14 protein-coding genes are annotated in these 16,677 nt (G+C 71.2%); 4 read left to right on the forward strand and 10 right to left on the reverse strand.

All coding sequences use genetic code 11. The features are described 5' to 3' along the window. The first annotated feature begins 10 nt into the window (after positions 1–10). Positions 11–919 (forward strand): RNA polymerase subunit sigma-70, encoded by a 909-nt coding sequence (locus tag HKK74_RS05685; protein ID WP_187242016.1) that lies wholly within the window; start codon positions 11–13, stop codon positions 917–919. Here HKK74_RS05685 and HKK74_RS05690 read toward each other — a convergent pair. From HKK74_RS05690 to HKK74_RS05700, 3 genes are all read right to left on the reverse strand, one after another. Then, the gene (locus HKK74_RS05690; RefSeq protein ID WP_187242017.1) at positions 916–3,561 is read right to left on the reverse strand and encodes a polynucleotide kinase-phosphatase; all 2,646 of its coding nucleotides are present in this window, start codon (positions 3,559–3,561) and stop codon (positions 916–918) included. The two genes, HKK74_RS05685 and HKK74_RS05690, sit on opposite strands and share 4 nt — an antisense overlap. Further along, the gene (locus tag HKK74_RS05695; protein WP_376771510.1) at positions 3,558–5,144 is read right to left on the reverse strand and encodes a 3' terminal RNA ribose 2'-O-methyltransferase Hen1; all 1,587 of its coding nucleotides are present in this window, start codon (positions 5,142–5,144) and stop codon (positions 3,558–3,560) included. Before HKK74_RS05695 ends, HKK74_RS05690 begins: the two co-directional genes overlap by 4 nt. A 91-nt stretch (positions 5,145–5,235) precedes the next feature. Continuing rightward, on the reverse strand, positions 5,236–6,105 hold the full coding sequence (locus tag HKK74_RS05700) for a hypothetical protein (RefSeq protein WP_187242019.1): 870 nt from the start codon (positions 6,103–6,105) through the stop codon (positions 5,236–5,238). Positions 6,106–6,111: 6 nt separating this feature from the next. Between HKK74_RS05700 and HKK74_RS05705 the strand changes: the two genes are divergently transcribed. Beyond that, complete coding sequence (locus HKK74_RS05705) at positions 6,112–6,996, forward strand: TIGR02452 family protein (protein ID WP_187242020.1); 885 nt, start codon at positions 6,112–6,114, stop codon at positions 6,994–6,996. 31 nt (positions 6,997–7,027) lie between these two features. On the opposite strand, the gene HKK74_RS05710 is transcribed toward HKK74_RS05705, so the two are convergent. From HKK74_RS05710 to HKK74_RS05725, 4 genes are all read right to left on the reverse strand, one after another. Then, positions 7,028–7,954: an LLM class F420-dependent oxidoreductase gene (locus HKK74_RS05710; RefSeq protein WP_187242021.1), complete on the reverse strand. Its 927-nt coding sequence runs from the start codon at positions 7,952–7,954 to the stop codon at positions 7,028–7,030. 97 nt (positions 7,955–8,051) lie between these two features. Beyond that, the gene (locus HKK74_RS05715; RefSeq protein WP_187242022.1) at positions 8,052–9,320 is read right to left on the reverse strand and encodes a COG1361 family protein; all 1,269 of its coding nucleotides are present in this window, start codon (positions 9,318–9,320) and stop codon (positions 8,052–8,054) included. A 338-nt stretch (positions 9,321–9,658) separates the two neighbouring features. Beyond that, positions 9,659–11,032 carry a class I SAM-dependent RNA methyltransferase gene (locus tag HKK74_RS05720; RefSeq protein WP_187242023.1) on the reverse strand — a complete coding sequence of 458 codons (1,374 nt, stop codon included), beginning with the start codon at positions 11,030–11,032 and terminating at the stop codon, positions 9,659–9,661. Continuing rightward, on the reverse strand, positions 11,025–13,010 hold the full coding sequence (locus HKK74_RS05725; RefSeq protein WP_246491257.1) for an APC family permease: 1,986 nt from the start codon (positions 13,008–13,010) through the stop codon (positions 11,025–11,027). The genes HKK74_RS05720 and HKK74_RS05725 overlap by 8 nt, the downstream gene beginning before the upstream one ends. A 239-nt stretch (positions 13,011–13,249) precedes the next feature. On the opposite strand from HKK74_RS05725, the gene HKK74_RS05730 reads away from it, so the two are divergent. Further along, positions 13,250–13,915 (forward strand): potassium channel family protein, encoded by a 666-nt coding sequence (locus HKK74_RS05730; RefSeq protein WP_187242025.1) that lies wholly within the window; start codon positions 13,250–13,252, stop codon positions 13,913–13,915. Next, complete coding sequence (locus HKK74_RS05735) at positions 13,915–14,574, forward strand: potassium channel family protein (protein ID WP_187242026.1); 660 nt, start codon at positions 13,915–13,917, stop codon at positions 14,572–14,574. The genes HKK74_RS05730 and HKK74_RS05735 overlap by 1 nt, the downstream gene beginning before the upstream one ends. Before the next feature lie 73 nt (positions 14,575–14,647). Here the strand turns inward: HKK74_RS05735 and HKK74_RS05740 are convergent, their stop codons facing one another. The 3 genes from HKK74_RS05740 to HKK74_RS05750 form a co-directional block, all read right to left on the reverse strand. Then, positions 14,648–15,409 carry a DUF3159 domain-containing protein gene (locus tag HKK74_RS05740; RefSeq protein WP_187242027.1) on the reverse strand — a complete coding sequence of 254 codons (762 nt, stop codon included), beginning with the start codon at positions 15,407–15,409 and terminating at the stop codon, positions 14,648–14,650. Next, a complete protein-coding gene (locus tag HKK74_RS05745) occupies positions 15,406–15,831 on the reverse strand; it encodes an OB-fold nucleic acid binding domain-containing protein (RefSeq protein WP_187242028.1) in 426 nt (141 codons plus the stop codon). The genes HKK74_RS05740 and HKK74_RS05745 overlap by 4 nt, the downstream gene beginning before the upstream one ends. A 146-nt stretch (positions 15,832–15,977) precedes the next feature. Next, positions 15,978–16,652 (reverse strand): response regulator, encoded by a 675-nt coding sequence (locus HKK74_RS05750; protein ID WP_187242029.1) that lies wholly within the window; start codon positions 16,650–16,652, stop codon positions 15,978–15,980. Positions 16,653–16,677 lie beyond the last annotated feature (25 nt).

Consider the following 16,677-nt stretch of genomic DNA (forward strand, 5'->3'; position numbering starts at 1 on the left):
CGGTACAGGTATGAACGTTGCTGTGGACGCCACGAGGTTCGCGGACCTGACCCGCCAGCACCACCGCGAGCTGCAGCTTCATTGCTACCGCATGCTCGGGTCGTTCGACGCGGCCGAGGACCACGTGCAGGAGGTGTTCCTGCGGGCGTGGCGGTCCAGGGACGCGTTCGAGGAGCGTTCCAGCGCCCGGACCTGGCTGTACCGCATCGCCACGAACGCGTGCCTGGACACCCTGCGGCGCACGGCCCCGCCGCTGCAGCCGTACCCGGACCAGCTGCTTGACGAACGCCCCGGCCCCGACGCGGTGGCCGTCGGCCGCGAGACGATCTCCCTGGCGTTCCTCGCCGCGATCCAGCTACTGCCGCCCCGCCAGCGGGCCGTGCTCATCCTGCGCGACGTGCTGTCCTGGCCGGCGAGCGAGGCCGCGGCCCTGCTCGACACGACCGTGCCCGCGGTCCACAGCGCCCTGCAGCGGGCCCGGGCGACGCTGCGCGAGCGGTGGCCGGGCGGTCGCCTGGACTGGTCGCCCGCCGGCGAACCGGACCCGGCGCAGCGCGAGCTGCTGGAGCGGTACATCGCCGCGCACGAACGGGCCGACCCGCAGGCCCTGATCGACCTGCTGCGCGAGGACGTCCGGCTGACCATCGAGCCGGGCGTCGGCGAGTGGACCGGCAAGGCCGCAGTCGCCCGGGCACTACGCCGGGACATGAACACCCCCGGCCGGTGGCGGATGCTGCCGACGGCCGCGAACCGCCGGCCGGCGGTCGGCGCCTACGTACGCGGTGCCGGCGACACCGCGTTCCGCCCCTTCGCACTGATCGTGCTGCGCCCGGAGGCGGGCCTCCTCGCCGCGATGGACGTGTTCGAGACACCCGGCCTGTTCGCCGCGTTCGGCCTCCCGGCGAGCCTGGACGACTAGAGCCGGGGGTCCACCGGTTCGGACTCGAGCGCCAGTACGGCGAAGACCGGCTGGTGGACCCGCCACAGCGGCTCGCCCGCGGTCAGCCGCTCCAGCGCCTCGATCCCCAGGGCGTGCTCGCGCATGGCGAGGGAGCGCTTGCGGCCGAGCGAGCGTTCCCGCAAGCGGTCCAGGTTGCCCGGCTCGGTGTAGTCGGCGCCGTAGATGATCCGCAGATACTCCGGGCCCCGGCACTTGACACCCGGCTGCACCAGGCCGCGGCGGCCGTCGCCGGAGGTCTCGGCCGTGGCGGCCGGGGCCGCCGAGATCCCCGCCAGGCCCGGGTCGAGCGGCTTGACGACCATGCCCTCGCCGCCGGCCGCCGTGAGCTCCTCCCACCACCGGGTGGCGGCCTCGACGCCGCCGGCGTCGGCAAGGTCGACGACCCGGAAACCGGTGGTCACGAGCAGCCGGTTCGCCGAGGCCGACCCACCGGCCCCGTCCCGCCGGTCGGCCTCGGCGAGCCGGTCGGCGATCGACAGGTGCCACAGGTGGTCGCGGGTGGTTGCGTAGGCGTGCCCCTCGCCGGCGAGTACCTGGAACGGCGCCATCCGCAGCCCGGACAGATCCTCGACCGGCCAGCAGTACCGGGCGTACGCGTCCCTGAAGCGCTCCGCGTTGACGAGCCGCCGCGCCGTACGCTCGCGCAGCCCTCCGAGGTCGAGACCGCGGGCGGCGGCCCGCTCCAGCGCGTCAGCGGCGACCGGCAGGGCGGCGCGCGCGGCCGCCCCGGTGGCGGCGTACTGCGTACGGATCAGCTCCATCGCCTTGGCCGACCACGGCATCAGCTCGCAGTCCAGCGCGAGCCAGCCCGTGTCGAGTTCCTCCCACAGCCCGGCCGCCCCGATGGCCGCGGCGAGCCGGTCCAGTACCCGCGCGACCAGCGCGGGGTCCTTGAAGAACGGCCGGCCGGTACGGGTGTAGAGCGCGCCGCGCGTGCCGTCGCGTACACCGAAGCGCGCGGCGGCCACCCCGGCGTCGGCGCACACCACCGCCACGGCGCGCGAGCCCATGTGCTTCTCCTCGCACACCACCCGGTCCACGCTCTGGGAGCGGTAGGCGTCGAACGCCTCCGCCGGGTGCTCCAGGTGACCGGGCAGCGCCGAGGTGGCGCACGGTGCCATGGTCGGCGGCAGGTAGACCAGCCAGCGCGGATCGACGGCGAACCGGCTCATCACCTCCAGCGCGGCCCAGGCGTTCTCCTCGCGTACGGTGACGCGGCCCATCAGCCGGGTCTCGACGCCCTGCAGGCCGAGGGCGTCGTCGATGTTCAGTACGTCGGACGCGCGCTGCGTTCCGCCCGACTCGGCCGCCTCGTCGGACGCGGCGGGGAACGGCTTGACCGGCTCGTACCAGACCTTCCGCGCGGGGACCGCGACGAGCTCGCGCTCGGGGTAGCGGAGCGCCGTCAGCCGGCCGCCGAACACGCATCCGGTGTCCAGGCAGATCGTGTTGTTGACCCATTCCGCGGTGGGCACCGGCGTGTGGCCGTACACGACCATGGCCTTGCCCCGGTAGTCCTCCGCCCACGGGTAGCGCACCGGCAGCCCGTACTCGTCGGTCTCGCCCGTGGACTCGCCGTACAGCGCGAAGGACCTGACCCGGCCCGAGGCACGCCCGTGGTAGGTCTCCTTGAGTCCCGCGTGCGCGACGACCAGCCGCCCCTCGTCGAGCACGAAGTGGCTGACGAGGCCGTCCATGAACTCGATCGCGGCGTCCCGGAACTCCGGCGGCTCGGCCTCGAGCTGTTCGAGCGACTCGGCCAGGCCGTGGGACACCGTGACCTTGCGCCCGCGCAGCGCCCGCAGGAGCTTGTTCTCGTGGTTGCCGGGCACGCAGATCGCGGTGCCCTCGCGGGCCATGCCCATCGCGAGCCGCAGCACGCCCGGCGTGTCCGGCCCGCGGTCGACGAGGTCGCCGAGGAACACGGCGGTGCGTCCGGCCGGGTGGCGGCCGCCGTCGGGCCGCCCGAGGGCGTCCCGGGTGAGCTCGTAGCCGAGCTCGCCGAGCAGGTCCTCGAGTTCGGCGCGGCAGCCGTGCACGTCGCCGATCAGGTCGAACGGCCCGGTGACATCGCGCCGGTCGGTCCAGGAGCGCTCCCGGACCACGGTCGCCGCGTCGATCTCCTCGACGCCGCGCAGCACGTACGCCCGCTTGAACTCGCGGCCGAGGCCGCGCAGGCCGCGCCGCAGCTCGCGGCGCTGCCGGGGCACGACGTGGCCGGGCAGGTCGCGCTCCGGGCGGGCTGCGTTGCGCTCGACGGCGACCTGCTCGGGCACGTCGAGCACGATCGCCACCGAGAGCACGTCGTGCTCCTTGGCGATGGCCACGAGGGCCTGCCGTGACTTCGGCTGCACGTTCGTGGCGTCGACCACGGTGAGCAGACCACGGCGCAGCCGCGTGCGGACGATGTAGTGCAGCAGGTCGAACGCGTCGCCCGTGGCCGCCTGGTCGTTCTCGTCGTCCGACACGACCGCCCGGCAATGGTCGGAGGAGACCACCTGGGTCGGCTTGAAGTGCTTGCGCGCGAAGTGCGACTTGCCCGAACCGGACACCCCCACCAGCACGACGAGCCCCATCTCGGGAACCCTGATCTGCGTCATCGGGTGAAAACCCCCATCTGGGTGGGCGGGCCGACCTCGGGGTCGTCCTCGCCGACGGCGACGTGCCGCACCTGGTAGCCGTAGGCGGCCGCCGCCCGGCCGGCCCAGTCCCGGAACTCCGCCCGCGTCCACTCGAAGCGGTGATCGGGATGCCTCATGGCACCGGCCCCTAGCCCCTCGTACCGCACGTTGTGCTCCCGGTTGGGCGTCGTCACGATCACGACGCGCGGCCTGGCGTCACCGAAGACCACGCGCTCGACGGCGGGCAGCCGGGGCGGGTCGACATGCTCGACGACCTCCATGAGCACCGCCGCGTCGTAGCCGCGGAACCGCTCGTCGGTGTAGGTCAGCGCTCCCTGGAAGAGCTCCAGCCGGGGCGCGAGGTCGCCCGGCGCCGGCCGCAGCCGCCGGGCGGCGATGGTCATGGCGCGGTGCGACACGTCGGTTCCGGCGATCCGCTGGAAGGACCGGTCCCGCAGCAGCCGGGTGAGCAGCTTGCCGGTACCGCAGCCGAGGTCGATGACCGACTGCGCCCGCTCGGCGTGCAACACCTCGACCACCGCCTGCGCGCGCCGCTCGGCGAGCGGCACGGGCGGCGCGGCGGCCTCGGTGCCCGGTTCGGGCTCCGACCCGGGCTCGGCTTCGGGCGAACCCGGCTCGGGCACCGCCGGCCCGGACACCGTTGCGCCGGGCACGGCCGGCTCGGACACGGCCGGGTCGGGCGGTGTCGGCTCGGGCGGTGTCGGCTCGGGCGGCGTCCCTTCGGGCACCGACTCGGGTGGTGTCGATTCGGGCGCCGGCGGCTCCTCGTCGATGGGGTCGCGCTCCAGCCCGTCCTCGGGACCGTCGTCGGCCACGGCGAGCCGGCTGAGCGCGGTGCGCACCAGGCCGCGCCGGTTGGCAAGATAGCGGCGAGTGACGTGCGCCCGCTCCGGGTGCGCGGCGAGCCAGCCGTCCCCCGCGCGGATCAGCTTGTCGACCTCGTCGGGCGCGATCCAGTAGTGCTTGGCGTCGTCGAGCACCGGCAGCAGGACGTACAGATGGTTGAGTGCGTCGGCGAGGCGGACGTCGCCGGTCAGGGTGAGGGCGACGTAGCGGGAGTCGCCCCAGTCGGCGAACCGCTCGTCCAGCGGCACCGGGCGCGCGTCGACCGTCCAGCCGAGCGGCTCGAAGAGCCGCCGGGCGGCCTCGGGGCCACCACGGCACGGAAGGGCCGGGAGCTCCAGCCGGAGCGGGATCGGCGCGCTCGCCAGGTGCGGCCTGGCGTCGCAGCGGCCGCGCATGGCCGTACGGAAGACGCCGGCCATCGCCGATGCCAGCAGCGACGAGGCCGCGTAGGGCCGGTCGTTCACGTACTGGCCGAGCGTGAAGTCCGGTGTGCTCTTGCCCTTGGTCCGGGCCAGCCTCACCGCGTCCACGTCCAGCAGCAACGCGGCCGTGCACAGGCCCTCGCTCGCGTCCGGATAGAACACGTGCGCGGTACCGAAGGACTGCTCGAACACCTGCACCCGGTCCGGGTGCTTGTGCAGCAGGAAGCCTAGATCGGTCGCGGGCGAGAGGGTGGTCGTGATCGTCAGCAGCACCCGGCGCATTCTTCCCGATGCGGCGTTTACCGCCCAGCGGTTTTGCCCGTGACCGTGATTTCGCCGATCCCGGGCCGGTACCTCAGTGAGGTCAGGACTGGAGCTCTGCCAGATCGAGGACGTCGGTCGGCGGAACCACGTTCACGGGCGCGTTGTAGTCGAGGAATTGAATCGCCTGCCCCTTCTTCCTCTCAGCCGCTGCGCTCGGTTCGAGCCTGATGATGTACGGCGTGCCCGTGGTGGCGACGTACACGATGCTGTCCGACCCCTTGAGCGTGATGACGGGTTTGCCGTCCACCACGGTCGGACTTCCCTTGGTGAACACCTCGTCGTCGAAGCTGAGCATCTCGTCCGAGAACTTCTCAAGGTCGGCCAACTGCTCAAAGTCCTCGAAGTCCTTGGAGTCGTCCTTGGGAATCAGCACCCAGCGGTTGCCGATCAGGTTCGCCGCCGCGGCTCCCCCGACGGCCCGCCAGAGCTTAGGGCTCTTCATGTAGAACTTTTCGTTCACGCTGATGAGCGAGACGGGATAGGTCTTGCCCTCCACGGGCGCCGTGATCGTGCCCTTGGTGCCATCGCGGCCGAGGCTGAGGTCAATGGCGATCTTGTGGCCGGCATCTTCGAAGTTGCCCTTGACATGGACGGACGTGGCGGCGCCGAACGCGTTCTTGGCCGCCGCGACGATCTCGTCAGCGGACTTCTCCGCGACTCCGTTGCCGGCCGGCGCGGTGGGAGTGGCCTTGGACGGCGAGGAGGCGGCACCCTTGGTGGCGCCATCGTCCCCACAGGCGGCGGCGGCGAGGACCATAGCGGTCACGGCGGCCGCGGCGACACAACGAGTCTTAAGCGCAGAAATATTCACTATTCTTTGACGCCCGACGGTTATCAGCGGTGCATTGGAAAAATGTCTCGGAAGGGTTACAAATAGCTGGCGGATGTAGCGATCATTCGGGAGACTCATCCCGACATGAGCAGACACCCCCGGCGCGCCGTCGCCCAGCAGACCGTCGAGATCCTCGACCGCGGCTCTTACGCGGCCCCCTCCGGGCGCACCGTCGACCTCGCCGCCCGGCTGGCACGTGCGGTCGAAGGCACCCGCGTCCACCGGCCGGCCGAGCTGACGGCGCTCGTCTCCCGGCTCCTCCCGCCCTCACCCGGACTGCCGACGCGGATCGAGGTGACCGACGAGACCACGCTCGAGGCCGCCCGCCGGCTGACGGACCAGGCCGGCGACGAGGTCGCCTGCCTCAACTTCGCGTCGGCGAAGAACCCGGGCGGTGGTTTCCTGAACGGCGCGCACGCCCAGGAGGAGAGTCTGGCCCGGTCGTCGGGTTTGTACGCCTCGCTGCTCGCGGGCCGCGAATACTACGACTTCCACCGGGCGCAGGGCAACCTGCTCTACAGCGACCACATGATCTACTCGCCCGGTGTGCCGGTGTTCCGCGACGACTCCGGCGCTCTGCTAGAGGAGCCGTACGACGTGGCGTTCCTGACGTCGGCGGCGCCCAACCGAGGTGCCCTGCGCGATCCCGCTGCGGCGGCCCGGATCCCCGAGGTGCTGGCGCTGCGCGCCGCCAAGGTGCTCGCCATGGCGCACGTCAACGGGCATCGCCGTCTGGTGCTCGGCGCCTGGGGCTGCGGGGTGTTCCGCAACGATCCGGTGGAGGTCGCCGAGGCCTTCTCCGGACTGCTGCGCGGCGACGGTCCGTTCGCTGGGCGGTTCGGCCACGTCACCTTCGCGGTGTACGACCCGGCGCAGGGTGAGCCGCGGCTCGCCGCGTTCCGCCGGACGTTCGAGAGCCGTCCCGTGTCGATCAAGGATCGGGGCGCCCATGCCTACCCCGATCCTTGATCGACACGAGACTGGTCCCCCGGGCGTGAGGTCAGACCTTCGGAAGGACCTCGGCGGCCAGGAGTTCGAGGTGGTCCAGATCGTCGAGGTCGAGCACCTGCAGGTACATCCGCTCGCTACCGAGCGCCCCGAATTCGCCGATCCTGTCGACGACCTCGGCGGGCGTGCCGGCGAGCCCGTTCTCGCGCAACTCGGCGACGTCGCGGCCGATCGCTTCGGCACGCCGCTTGATCTCGGCCTCGTCGCGGCCGCAGCAGACGACCTGGGCCGCCGAGTAGACCATCGGCTCGGTCCGCCCGGCCTCGTCACAGGCCGCCCGGACCCGACCGTACGCGGCCTTGACGTCGTCGAGCCCCATGAACGGGGTGTTGTACTCCTGCGCGAAGCGGGCCGCCAGCCGCGGTGTCCGCTTCGGGCCTCCGCCACCGATGATCACCGGTGGTCCGCCCGCCTGCGCGGGCTTGGGCAGGGCCGGCGATTCGGCCAGCCGGTAGTACTCACCGTCGAAGGAGTACGTCTCCCCGACCGGCGTCCTCCACAGCCCGGTCACGATCTCGAGCTGCTCCTCGAACCGGTCGAACCGCTCCCGCAGACCGGGGAACGGAATGCCGTACGCGGTGTGCTCGGCCTCGAACCAGCCGGTGCCGAAGCCGAAGTCGATCCGGCCTCCGCTCATGTCGTCGACCTGGGCGACCGAGATCGCCAGCGGCCCTGGCAGACGGAAGGTCGCCGCGGTGACCAGCGTGCCGAGCCTGATCCTGCTGGTCTCGCGGGCGAGCGCGCCGAGCGTCACCCACGAGTCGGTGGGCCCGGGCAGTCCGGAGACGTCGCCCATCTTGAGGTAGTGGTCGGAACGGAAGAACGCGTTGAAGCCGAGGTCCTCGGTGGCCTTGGCGACGCGCAGCAGCGTTTCGTAACTCGCGCCCTGCTGGGGCTCGGTGAAGATCCGAAGAAGCATGCTGCCATCCTCGTACGAACCCGCTCGCGGACGTCGACCGGGGTCCGGCGCCGCCGCCGGCACCGGACCCCGGTGGTCCACTCGATGGGCGGCCGGATCAGTGCGACCTGCGCCGCCGGCGGCTCAGGCCCATGAGCACCAGCCCGCCGCCGACCAGGCCGAGGGCGAGACCCGCGATCAGCCGCGTCGGGGCCCCGGTGTGCGGCAGGCCGCCGGGCTCGCCCGGTCCCCCGTGCGCTCCAGGTCCGCCGGGGCCTCCGGGCGGTCCGTCGGGCCCGTCGTGCGGTACGCCGCCGAGCGGTCCGTGCGGGACGCCACCGAGCGGCCCGTGCGGTCCGTCGCCCGGCGCGCCGTGAAGAGGACCCCGGGCCGGGATGGCGGTCCGCACGGGGATCTCCGGTACGACCTTGGTCTGCGGGCTGCAGTCGTTGTCGGCCTTGTTGGCCTCGATCGTCGGCGAGGTCGCCCGGATCGGTGCGTTGATCAGCAGGCCCGGTTCCACCGCCGAGTCGAGCTGGACGTTCATCCGGACCTTGCGGGACTCGCCCGACTCGAGCGACCCTAGGTCGCAGACGACAGCGGCGCGCTGCGGCTCGCACGGCGCCGGGGTATCGGTCACCGTGAACGGCGGACGCGTCAGCGTGATGCTCTCGCGGACGGTCCTGATGAGCTGGCGCACCATGACGTGCTCTGCGGTGACGGTCCCCCGGTTGACCACGGTGATCTCGTACGGCACCGTCTCGCCGGGCGCGACCTCAGGCGGCGCCTTCCCCACCACCGCGAGGTCGGCGGCCTCCACGACCTTCACCGTCGGGAAGGCCGCCTCGACCTTCCCATGGTCCGACGGGCTGCCCCAGGTCACCGTCCCCCTGCCGCCGATGGCGTCGCCATCGCAGGCGTCGGCGTCGACCTTCGCGGTCAGCACCCCCGTCTTGGTCTGGCCGTGCTGCATCGCACCGAGCTCGCAGACCGCTGTTTCGCGCTGCCACGAGCAGTCGTCCTGCCCTGCCACGAAGTCCAGATGCTCGGAAAGCGGGGCGGCGAACGTCACGTGGTCGACCTTGTCCGCTCCCCGGTTGGTGACGGAGAACGGCCAGTCGTAGGTCTTGCCGGGGAGTATGGGAACATTCGGGGCGTCGATGTCGAGGACGATTCCGGCGCGCTTCATCGATCGTTTCTCAGCGGCCTTCACGTGGAGGATGGGCGCGTGATGGAGGTCGCTCGCGATCCCGGCCCGTCCCTCGGCCCGCGCCCCGGCCCGGACGTCGGCGCCCGGGGCGAACGCCGGGACCATCGCGAGAAGCACCAGCACCGGCACGACCATGAGACTTCGAGCGCCGAACCGGCGTCTCGTTATGTGGATCATTACGGTCCTTCCGTGACCTGGTCAGCACCTTGAGCAAGTCACTGTTGTAATCCTCTTCAGCCGTATCTCCTAACTCCCGGTCGGCATGTCGTAACGGAAAGTAGTGTAAAAATTCGGCCGGGTTAGATCTGCCTTCCGGGTCCGGTGAACCCTTTCCGGGTCATCTCCGGCCGACTCGCCGGCAGGCACATTCCCACGTCATCGGCCCTTGCGGCGGCGCGGTCCGCGCGGCCGTGGCGGCGTCCAAGACCTGTCGTCATGACCAGAAGGCATCAGTCGGCGGAAGCGCGCACGTGCGTCATTCCACCGGGCCGGACGTCGGATGACGACGCCGGGAACTAGCCCCTGACCAGGGTCGCGACCATCTCCACATGGTGAGTCATCGGGAAGGCGTCGAAGGCGCGCAGGTCGTCGAGGGCCCAGCCGCGCTCGCCGAAGTAGGCGAGGTCTCGGGCGAGCGTCGCCGGATCGCAGGAGACGTAGGCGATCTTGCGACCGGCCAGCTTCGCGATCTGATCGACGACCTCGCGGCCCGCCCCGGCCCGGGGCGGGTCGAGGACGACCAGATCGGCTCGCTTGACGCGGCTCTCGTCGGCCCGTCCCGCGGGCTTTCCGCGCTTGGCGGGCCGGGGCTGCGTCCGGCGGCCGAACTCCAGGTCGGCGAGGACCTCCTCGACCTTGCCGCTCTCGATGGACACCTGCGGCAGGTCCTTCAGGTTGAAGCGCGCGTCCCGTACCGACTGGCCGTCGGACTCGATGCCGACCACCAGCCCGTCCCGGCCGACCCGCTCACCGAGCACCCCGGCGAACAGCCCGACGCCGCAGTAGAGGTCCACGGCGATGTCACCGGGCTTGGGCTCCAGCGCGGTGAGCACGGCGTCGACGAGGACGCCGGCCGCACCCGGGTGCACCTGCCAGAAGCCGCTCCCGCTGACCTGCCACAGACGCCCCGCCACCTCCTCGCGGACGTACGGCAGGGATGCGCCCGGCTCGGCCCGCCCGCGAACGAGCCGTACGGGCACGTCCAGCCGGGGCACCCGGACCGGCCGGCGGTCGCGGCCGCGGCGCTCGGTCAGGGCGACGATCCGGTCGCCGGTGGCGGCGGACGCGATGCCCTCGACACCCGAGGCTCCGGGCCACCGCTTGCGCTCGATGCCCATCAGCTCGACCTCGGGGTGGGCGATCAGGCATTCGTCGATCGGCTCGATGCTGTGGGAGCGATGCCTGCGCAGGCCGACCGCGCCGTCGCCGCGCACGGCGAACTGCACCCTCGTGCGCCAGCCCAGGCCGGGCGGCGTGACGATCGGCTCGCCGTCGTCGCCGTACTCCGCCGGCATCGGTACCTCTTCGACGACCACCGGGCGGTCGATGCCGGCCAGCCGGCTCAGCTGCTCGGCGATGACGGCGGCCTTCAACCCTCGCTGCGCGGGCAGCGAGGCGTGCTGCCAGTCGCAGCCGCCGCAGCGGCCCGGGCCGGCGAAGGGGCAGGGTGGCTCGACGCGATCCGGGGACGCCTGGAGCACCTCGACCGCGTCGGCGCGGAGGAACTTCTTGCCCTCCTCGGTCACCCGGGCGCGGACGGTCTCGCCCGGCAGCGCGTGGCGTACGAACACCACCTGGCCCTCATGCCGGGCAACGCACCATCCGCCGTGGGCCACCGGTCCGATCTCGAGCTCGAGCAGGTCACCGGTGCTGGGCAGGCCGTCAGTCATGATCTGAGACACTACCGCCACCGGCGGGTACGTCGGGCCCGCCGCGGCCTTCGTAGGTGCGCCGGGCGACCAGTTCGGGCCGGCCCTTCAGGCGGTCGGAGGACACCAGCTGCCAGGGGACGCTGGTGACCATGACGCCCGGCTGGAAGAGCAGCCGGCCCTTGAGCCGCAGGGCACTCTGGTTGTGCAGCAGGTGCTCCCACCAGTGGCCGACGACGTACTCGGGGATGAAGACCGTCACGACGTCACGGGGGCTGCGCCTGCGGACGCTCTTGACGTACTCCAGGACCGGCCGGGTGATCTCGCGGTAGGGCGAGTCGAGGATCTTGAGCGGTACCGGGAGGTCGAGCCGGTCCCAGGTCTCCTGGAGCTGCGCCGCCTCCTTGGTGTCGACCGAGACGGTGATCGCCTCGAGCGTCGACGGCCGGGTCGCGCGGGCGTAGGCCAGTGCCCTGAGCGTCGGCTTGTGGATCTTGGAGACCAGCACGATCGCGTGGTTGCGGGCGGGCAGTGTGACGTCCTCGCCGGTCGCCTCGAGTTCCAGCGCCACCCGGTCGTAGTGCTTGCGGATCGCCTTCATCAGCAGGTAGAGCACCGGCATCGCTATGCAGACGATGTAGGCGCCGTGGGTGAACTTGGTGATCAGCACGACGATGAGGACGATCCCGGTGATCAGCGCGCCGAAGGCGTTGATGGCCCGGGAGCGGTGCATCTGCCGCCGGGCGGCCGGTTCGGGCCCGCGTGCGAGCAGCCGGTTCCAGTGCCGGACCATGCCGATCTGGCTCACCGTGAACGAGACGAACACGCCCAGGATATAGAGCTGGATCAGCTTGGTGACCTCGGCGTCGTAGGCGTAGATGAGCAGGCCCGCCGCGGTGGCGAGGATGATGATGCCGTTGCTGAACGCCAGCCGGTCACCCCGGGTGTGCAACTGGCGGGGCAGGTAGCGGTTCTGGGCCAGCACCGAGCCGAGCACCGGGAAACCGTTGTAGGCGGTGTTGGCGGCCAGGACCAGCACCAGCGCGGTCATCAGCGTGACGTAGCCGAACATGGCCGGGAAGTTGCTGAAGACCGTGTGCGCCACCTGGGCGACGATGGGGTCCTGCGCGGAGACGTCGTGGCCGGTCGCCGGGTCGATCAGGCGGCTGCCGTGGGACGGGTCGGCGAACTTGGCGTCGGTGATGAAGGCGAGTGCCGTGATGCCGCCGAACATGGTGGCCGCGACCAGGCCGAGCATGAGCAGCGTCGCCGCGGCGTTCTGCCCCTTGGGCTTCTTGAAGGCCGGCACGCCGTTGCTGATCGCCTCGACCCCGGTGAGCGCCGCACAGCCGGACGCGAACGCGCGTAGGAGCAGGAACACCAGGGCGAACCCGGCGATGCCCGCCTCGCCGCCCTGGACCTCGAAGCCGGCGGTCTCGGCCTTGAGGTCGGCACCGAAGGCCAGGCGGGTGAAGCCCCAGAGCATCATGCTGAAGATGCCGAACATGAACAGGTAGGTGGGGATCGCGAAGGCGATGCCCGACTCCTTGAGCCCACGCAGGTTCAGGACGGTGAGCACGCCGACGACGACGATCGCCGCGAGGACCTTGTGACTTTCCAGGACGTGGACGAACGCGGCGAGGTTCTCGATCGCCGCCGAGACCGACACCGCCACGGTGAGCACGTAGTCGACGAGCAGCGCGCTCGCCACGATCACGCCCCAGTTGCCGCCGAGGTTCTCGGTGGCCACCTCGAAGTCGCCGCCGCCGCTGGTGTAGGCGCGGACGTTCTGCCGGTACGACGCCACCACGGTGAGCAGGATGACGATCACGGCGGCCCCCACCCAGGGGGTGAAATGGTAGGCCGCCAGGCCCGCGACGCCCAGCGTGATCAGGATCTCCTGGGGCGCGTAGGCCACCGAGGACAGTGCGTCGCTCGCGAAAACGGGCAGCGCGAGACGCTTCGGGAGCAGCTGTTCGTGCTGCTGAGCGCTTCGCAACGCCCTTCCCAGAAGGAGGCGTTTCACTAGGTCGGGTGCCTTCGACACGAGATGAGACTCTAGTCGGTCCTTGACGGCTTCCTGACGCCCACCGACCTCGCCGGATGGGCGGTCTGACCTGGTCGGCACCCCCGGGCGATCTTTACCTGGCTAAGGTGATACTTACGGTGGCGGATGTGTAGCTTTCATCCGGTCCAGGATCATCGGCGACGGATCCGCGAAGCCGGGAAGGAACGGCCGTGCATATCGTGATCATGGGCTGTGGGCGGGTCGGGTCGAAACTCGCGCACATCCTCGAGGACAAGGGCCATTCGGTGGCCATCATCGACCAGAGTCCCGAGGCGTTCCGCCGGTTGCGAGGGGGCTTCAAGGGCCGCCGGATCACCGGTTTCGGCTTCGACCGCGACGTGCTCGTCGAGGCGGGCATCGAGCACGCCTCCGCGTTCGTCGCGGTCAGCAGCGGTGACAACTCCAACGTCATCTCGGCCCGGGTGGCCCGCGAGACGTTCGGGATCGACAACGTGGTGGCCCGGATCTACGACTCCCGCCGAGCCGAGGTCTACCAGCGCCTCGGCATCCCGACCGTGGCGACCGTGCGCTGGACGGCCGACCAGATGCTCCGGCGGTTGCTGCCCGAGGGGGCGGAGCCGCTGTGGCGAGACCCGACCGGGCAGGTCGTCCTCGCCGAGCTGCACGTCGACTCGGGGTGGATCGGTGAGAAGGTGACGGCGATCGAGGAGGCCGCGGGAACGAGGGTCGCCTTCCTGTCCCGGATGGGCGAGGCACTGGTGCCGACCGCCGACACTGTGATCCAGGACGGTGACATCGTCAACGTGATGGCCCACACCGGGGACATGCAGCGGATCAACGAAGCGGTGTCCCGGCGCGTGGAGAGGAGCGAGTGATGCGCGTGGCGATCGCCGGGGCCGGGGCCGTGGGGCGCTCCATAGCCCAGGAACTGCTGGAGAACGGTCACGAGGTCCTTCTCATCGACCGGGACCCGAAGGCCATCAAGGTCGAGGTCGTCCCGCGGGCCGAGTGGCTGCTCGCTGACGCCTGCGAGATCGCGTCCCTCGACGACGCCGCCCTCGAACGCTGCCAGGTCGTGGTGGCCTCGAGCGGTGACGACAAGGTCAACCTGGTGGTGTCCCTGCTGGCCAAGACCGAGTACGGGGTCCCGAGGGTGGTCGCCCGGATCAACCACCCGAAGAACGAGTGGCTGTTCAACGAGTCCTGGGGGGTCGACGTGGCCGTGTCGACGCCCCGCCTGCTGTCCGCCCTCGTCGAAGAGGCGGTCAGCGTGGGCGATCTCGTGCGGTTGATGACCTTCCGGCAGGGTGAGGCGAACCTGGTCGAGCTGACGCTCCCCGAGGACGCGCCGCTGTCCGGCGAGCGGATCGGATCGGTGGCGTGGCCCCACGACACGGCGCTGGTCGCCGTGCTGCGCGAGGGACGCGTGCTGGTGCCGACGCCCGACGGCACCCTCGAGGCCGGTGACGAACTGCTGTTCGTCGCCAGCCAGGACGTGGAGGACGAACTCGCCGAGTTGCTCAACGCCCGCTGAGCCCGGTCCACACCGATCCGCCGCCGCCAGCGGCGGATCGACGGCGTGGCGGGTGCGCCAGGTGGGGAGTTCCTCAGGCGGCGGGCCGCGACTCCAGCGGGGTGCGGCCGCGGGTGAGCACCCACACCATGGCGCCGAGCGCGGCGATCTGCAGCGGCCAGCCCAAGGCGATCTTGGACGCGCCGAGCCAGCCGACCTCGCCGGCGAGATAGAGCGGATACTGCACGACCACGCGCACCAGGCAGGGGATCAACAGCAGCCAGGTGAGCCGCGAGCAGAGCCTGACCACGCCCGGATCGCGCCGCCACTCGGTCGGGTCGCCGGTGACCGAGCCGATGATGAAGCCGACCACCGGCCAGCGGACCGCGATCGAGAACACCATGACCGCCGCATAGGCGGCGTTGTAGATGATGCCGGGCAGGAACGCGTCTTCGGCCTTGCCGGAGCGCAGCGCGAACACGGCCGCGATGCCGATGCCGACGAGGCTGTTCAGGACGAACTGCGGGGTGGACTTCTGCACGAGCCGTACGAGCAGCAGCAGCACGGCGGCCCCGGCGCCGATCCACAGGGCGAGTTCGAGCTGCTCGGTGATCAGATAGGTGGCGGTGAAGCCGATCGTGGGAACCGCCGCCTCGATCGTGCCGCGTACGCCGCCCAGGGCCTTGGCGAGCTGCGCCCGTACCGCGGACTCCACCGTGTCGTGTGGAGAGGCGGCCTTGTCGCGCGGCGAGTCGAGGGTGTCCTGGGACCGGTGCGCCCCCGCGAGCGGGTGCGAATCGACGGCGCTCTCGGCGGGCTCCGAACCGGTGGAGTCCCCGCGGCCTCCCTCGCTCATGAGGTACCCCGCAGATCGTACTTCGGGTTGAAAATGACCTTCCGCCCGTCCTGCAGGCTGACCAGCCCCTCAGCGCGCAGCCGCCGGCCGGGCTCGATGCCGGCGATCCGGCGGCGGCCGAGCCAGATCAAATTGATCACGTCCGAGCCGTCGTAGAGCTCGGCCTCCAGCGCGGGCGCTCCGCCCCGTGGTCGCAAAGTCACGGTACGTAGCGTACCCGCCACGCACGCGCGCTTACGCTCCGGGCAGACGGCGATCGGGATGGCCCCCTCTTCGCCGCTGCTCTTCTGCAGGTCCTCGGCCTCGAGCTCGGCCCGGCTCGACGCCAGCCGACGAAGGAAACGCCGCAGGCCGCTCTGCTCCCGGCCGGACTGCGGTTCCCTGCTCGTCTCCGGCGTCGGCTCGGCCGGCACTTCGTCCATGATGGGCAAGCGTAGGCCATGTTCGTGAGAAGCGAACCGCCCGACTTACGCTTATTTGCCGGATCGTCGTGCGCGTCCACGCCGACCCGCTCCGAGGCGGCGAGCGGGACGCCACCGGCCGTACGGGTCAAGCCGGCGCCGGGCCGCTAGGCCTCGAAGCGGTAGCCCATACCGGGCTCGGTGATCAGATGCGCCGGCCGGGATGGGTCCGGCTCCAGCTTGCGGCGCAGCTGGGCGAGATAGACGCGCAGGTAGTTGGTCTCGTGCTCGTACGACGGCCCCCACACCTCGCGCAGGAGCTGACGCCGGCTCACCAGCCGGCCGGCGTTGCGGACGAGGACCTCGAGCACCTGCCACTCGGTGGGGGTGAGACGGACGTCGCCGCCGTCGCGGGTCACCTTCTTGGCGGCCAGGTCGACGGTGAAGGCCGCGGTGCGGACCACCGCGGGCTCCTCCGCGGGCGCCGCGCGGCGTACGGCGGCGCGCAGCCGGGCCAGCAGCTCGTCCATGCCGAACGGTTTCGTCACGTAGTCGTCCGCCCCGAGGTCAAGGGCTTGGACCTTCGCCTCGGAGCCGTGCCGGGCGGACAGCACGATGATCGGCACGGTCAGCCACCCGCGCAGGCCCTCGATCACCTCGGTGCCGCTCATGTCGGGCAGGCCGAGGTCGAGCACGATCACATCGGGATGCCGCCGCGCGGCGGCCGCCAGGGCGGTCCGGCCGTCGGCAGCCGTGTCCACGTCGTAGCCGCGTGCCCGCAGGTTGATCAATAGCGCCCGTACGATCTGCGGCTCGTCGTCGACGATCAGCACCCGCGTCATCCGACCTCCCTGGCCGACTCGCTCG

Origin of the sequence: Actinomadura alba (assembly GCF_014323705.1) — a bacterium.
GTDB lineage: Bacteria > Actinomycetota > Actinomycetes > Streptosporangiales > Streptosporangiaceae > Actinomadura_C > Actinomadura_C alba.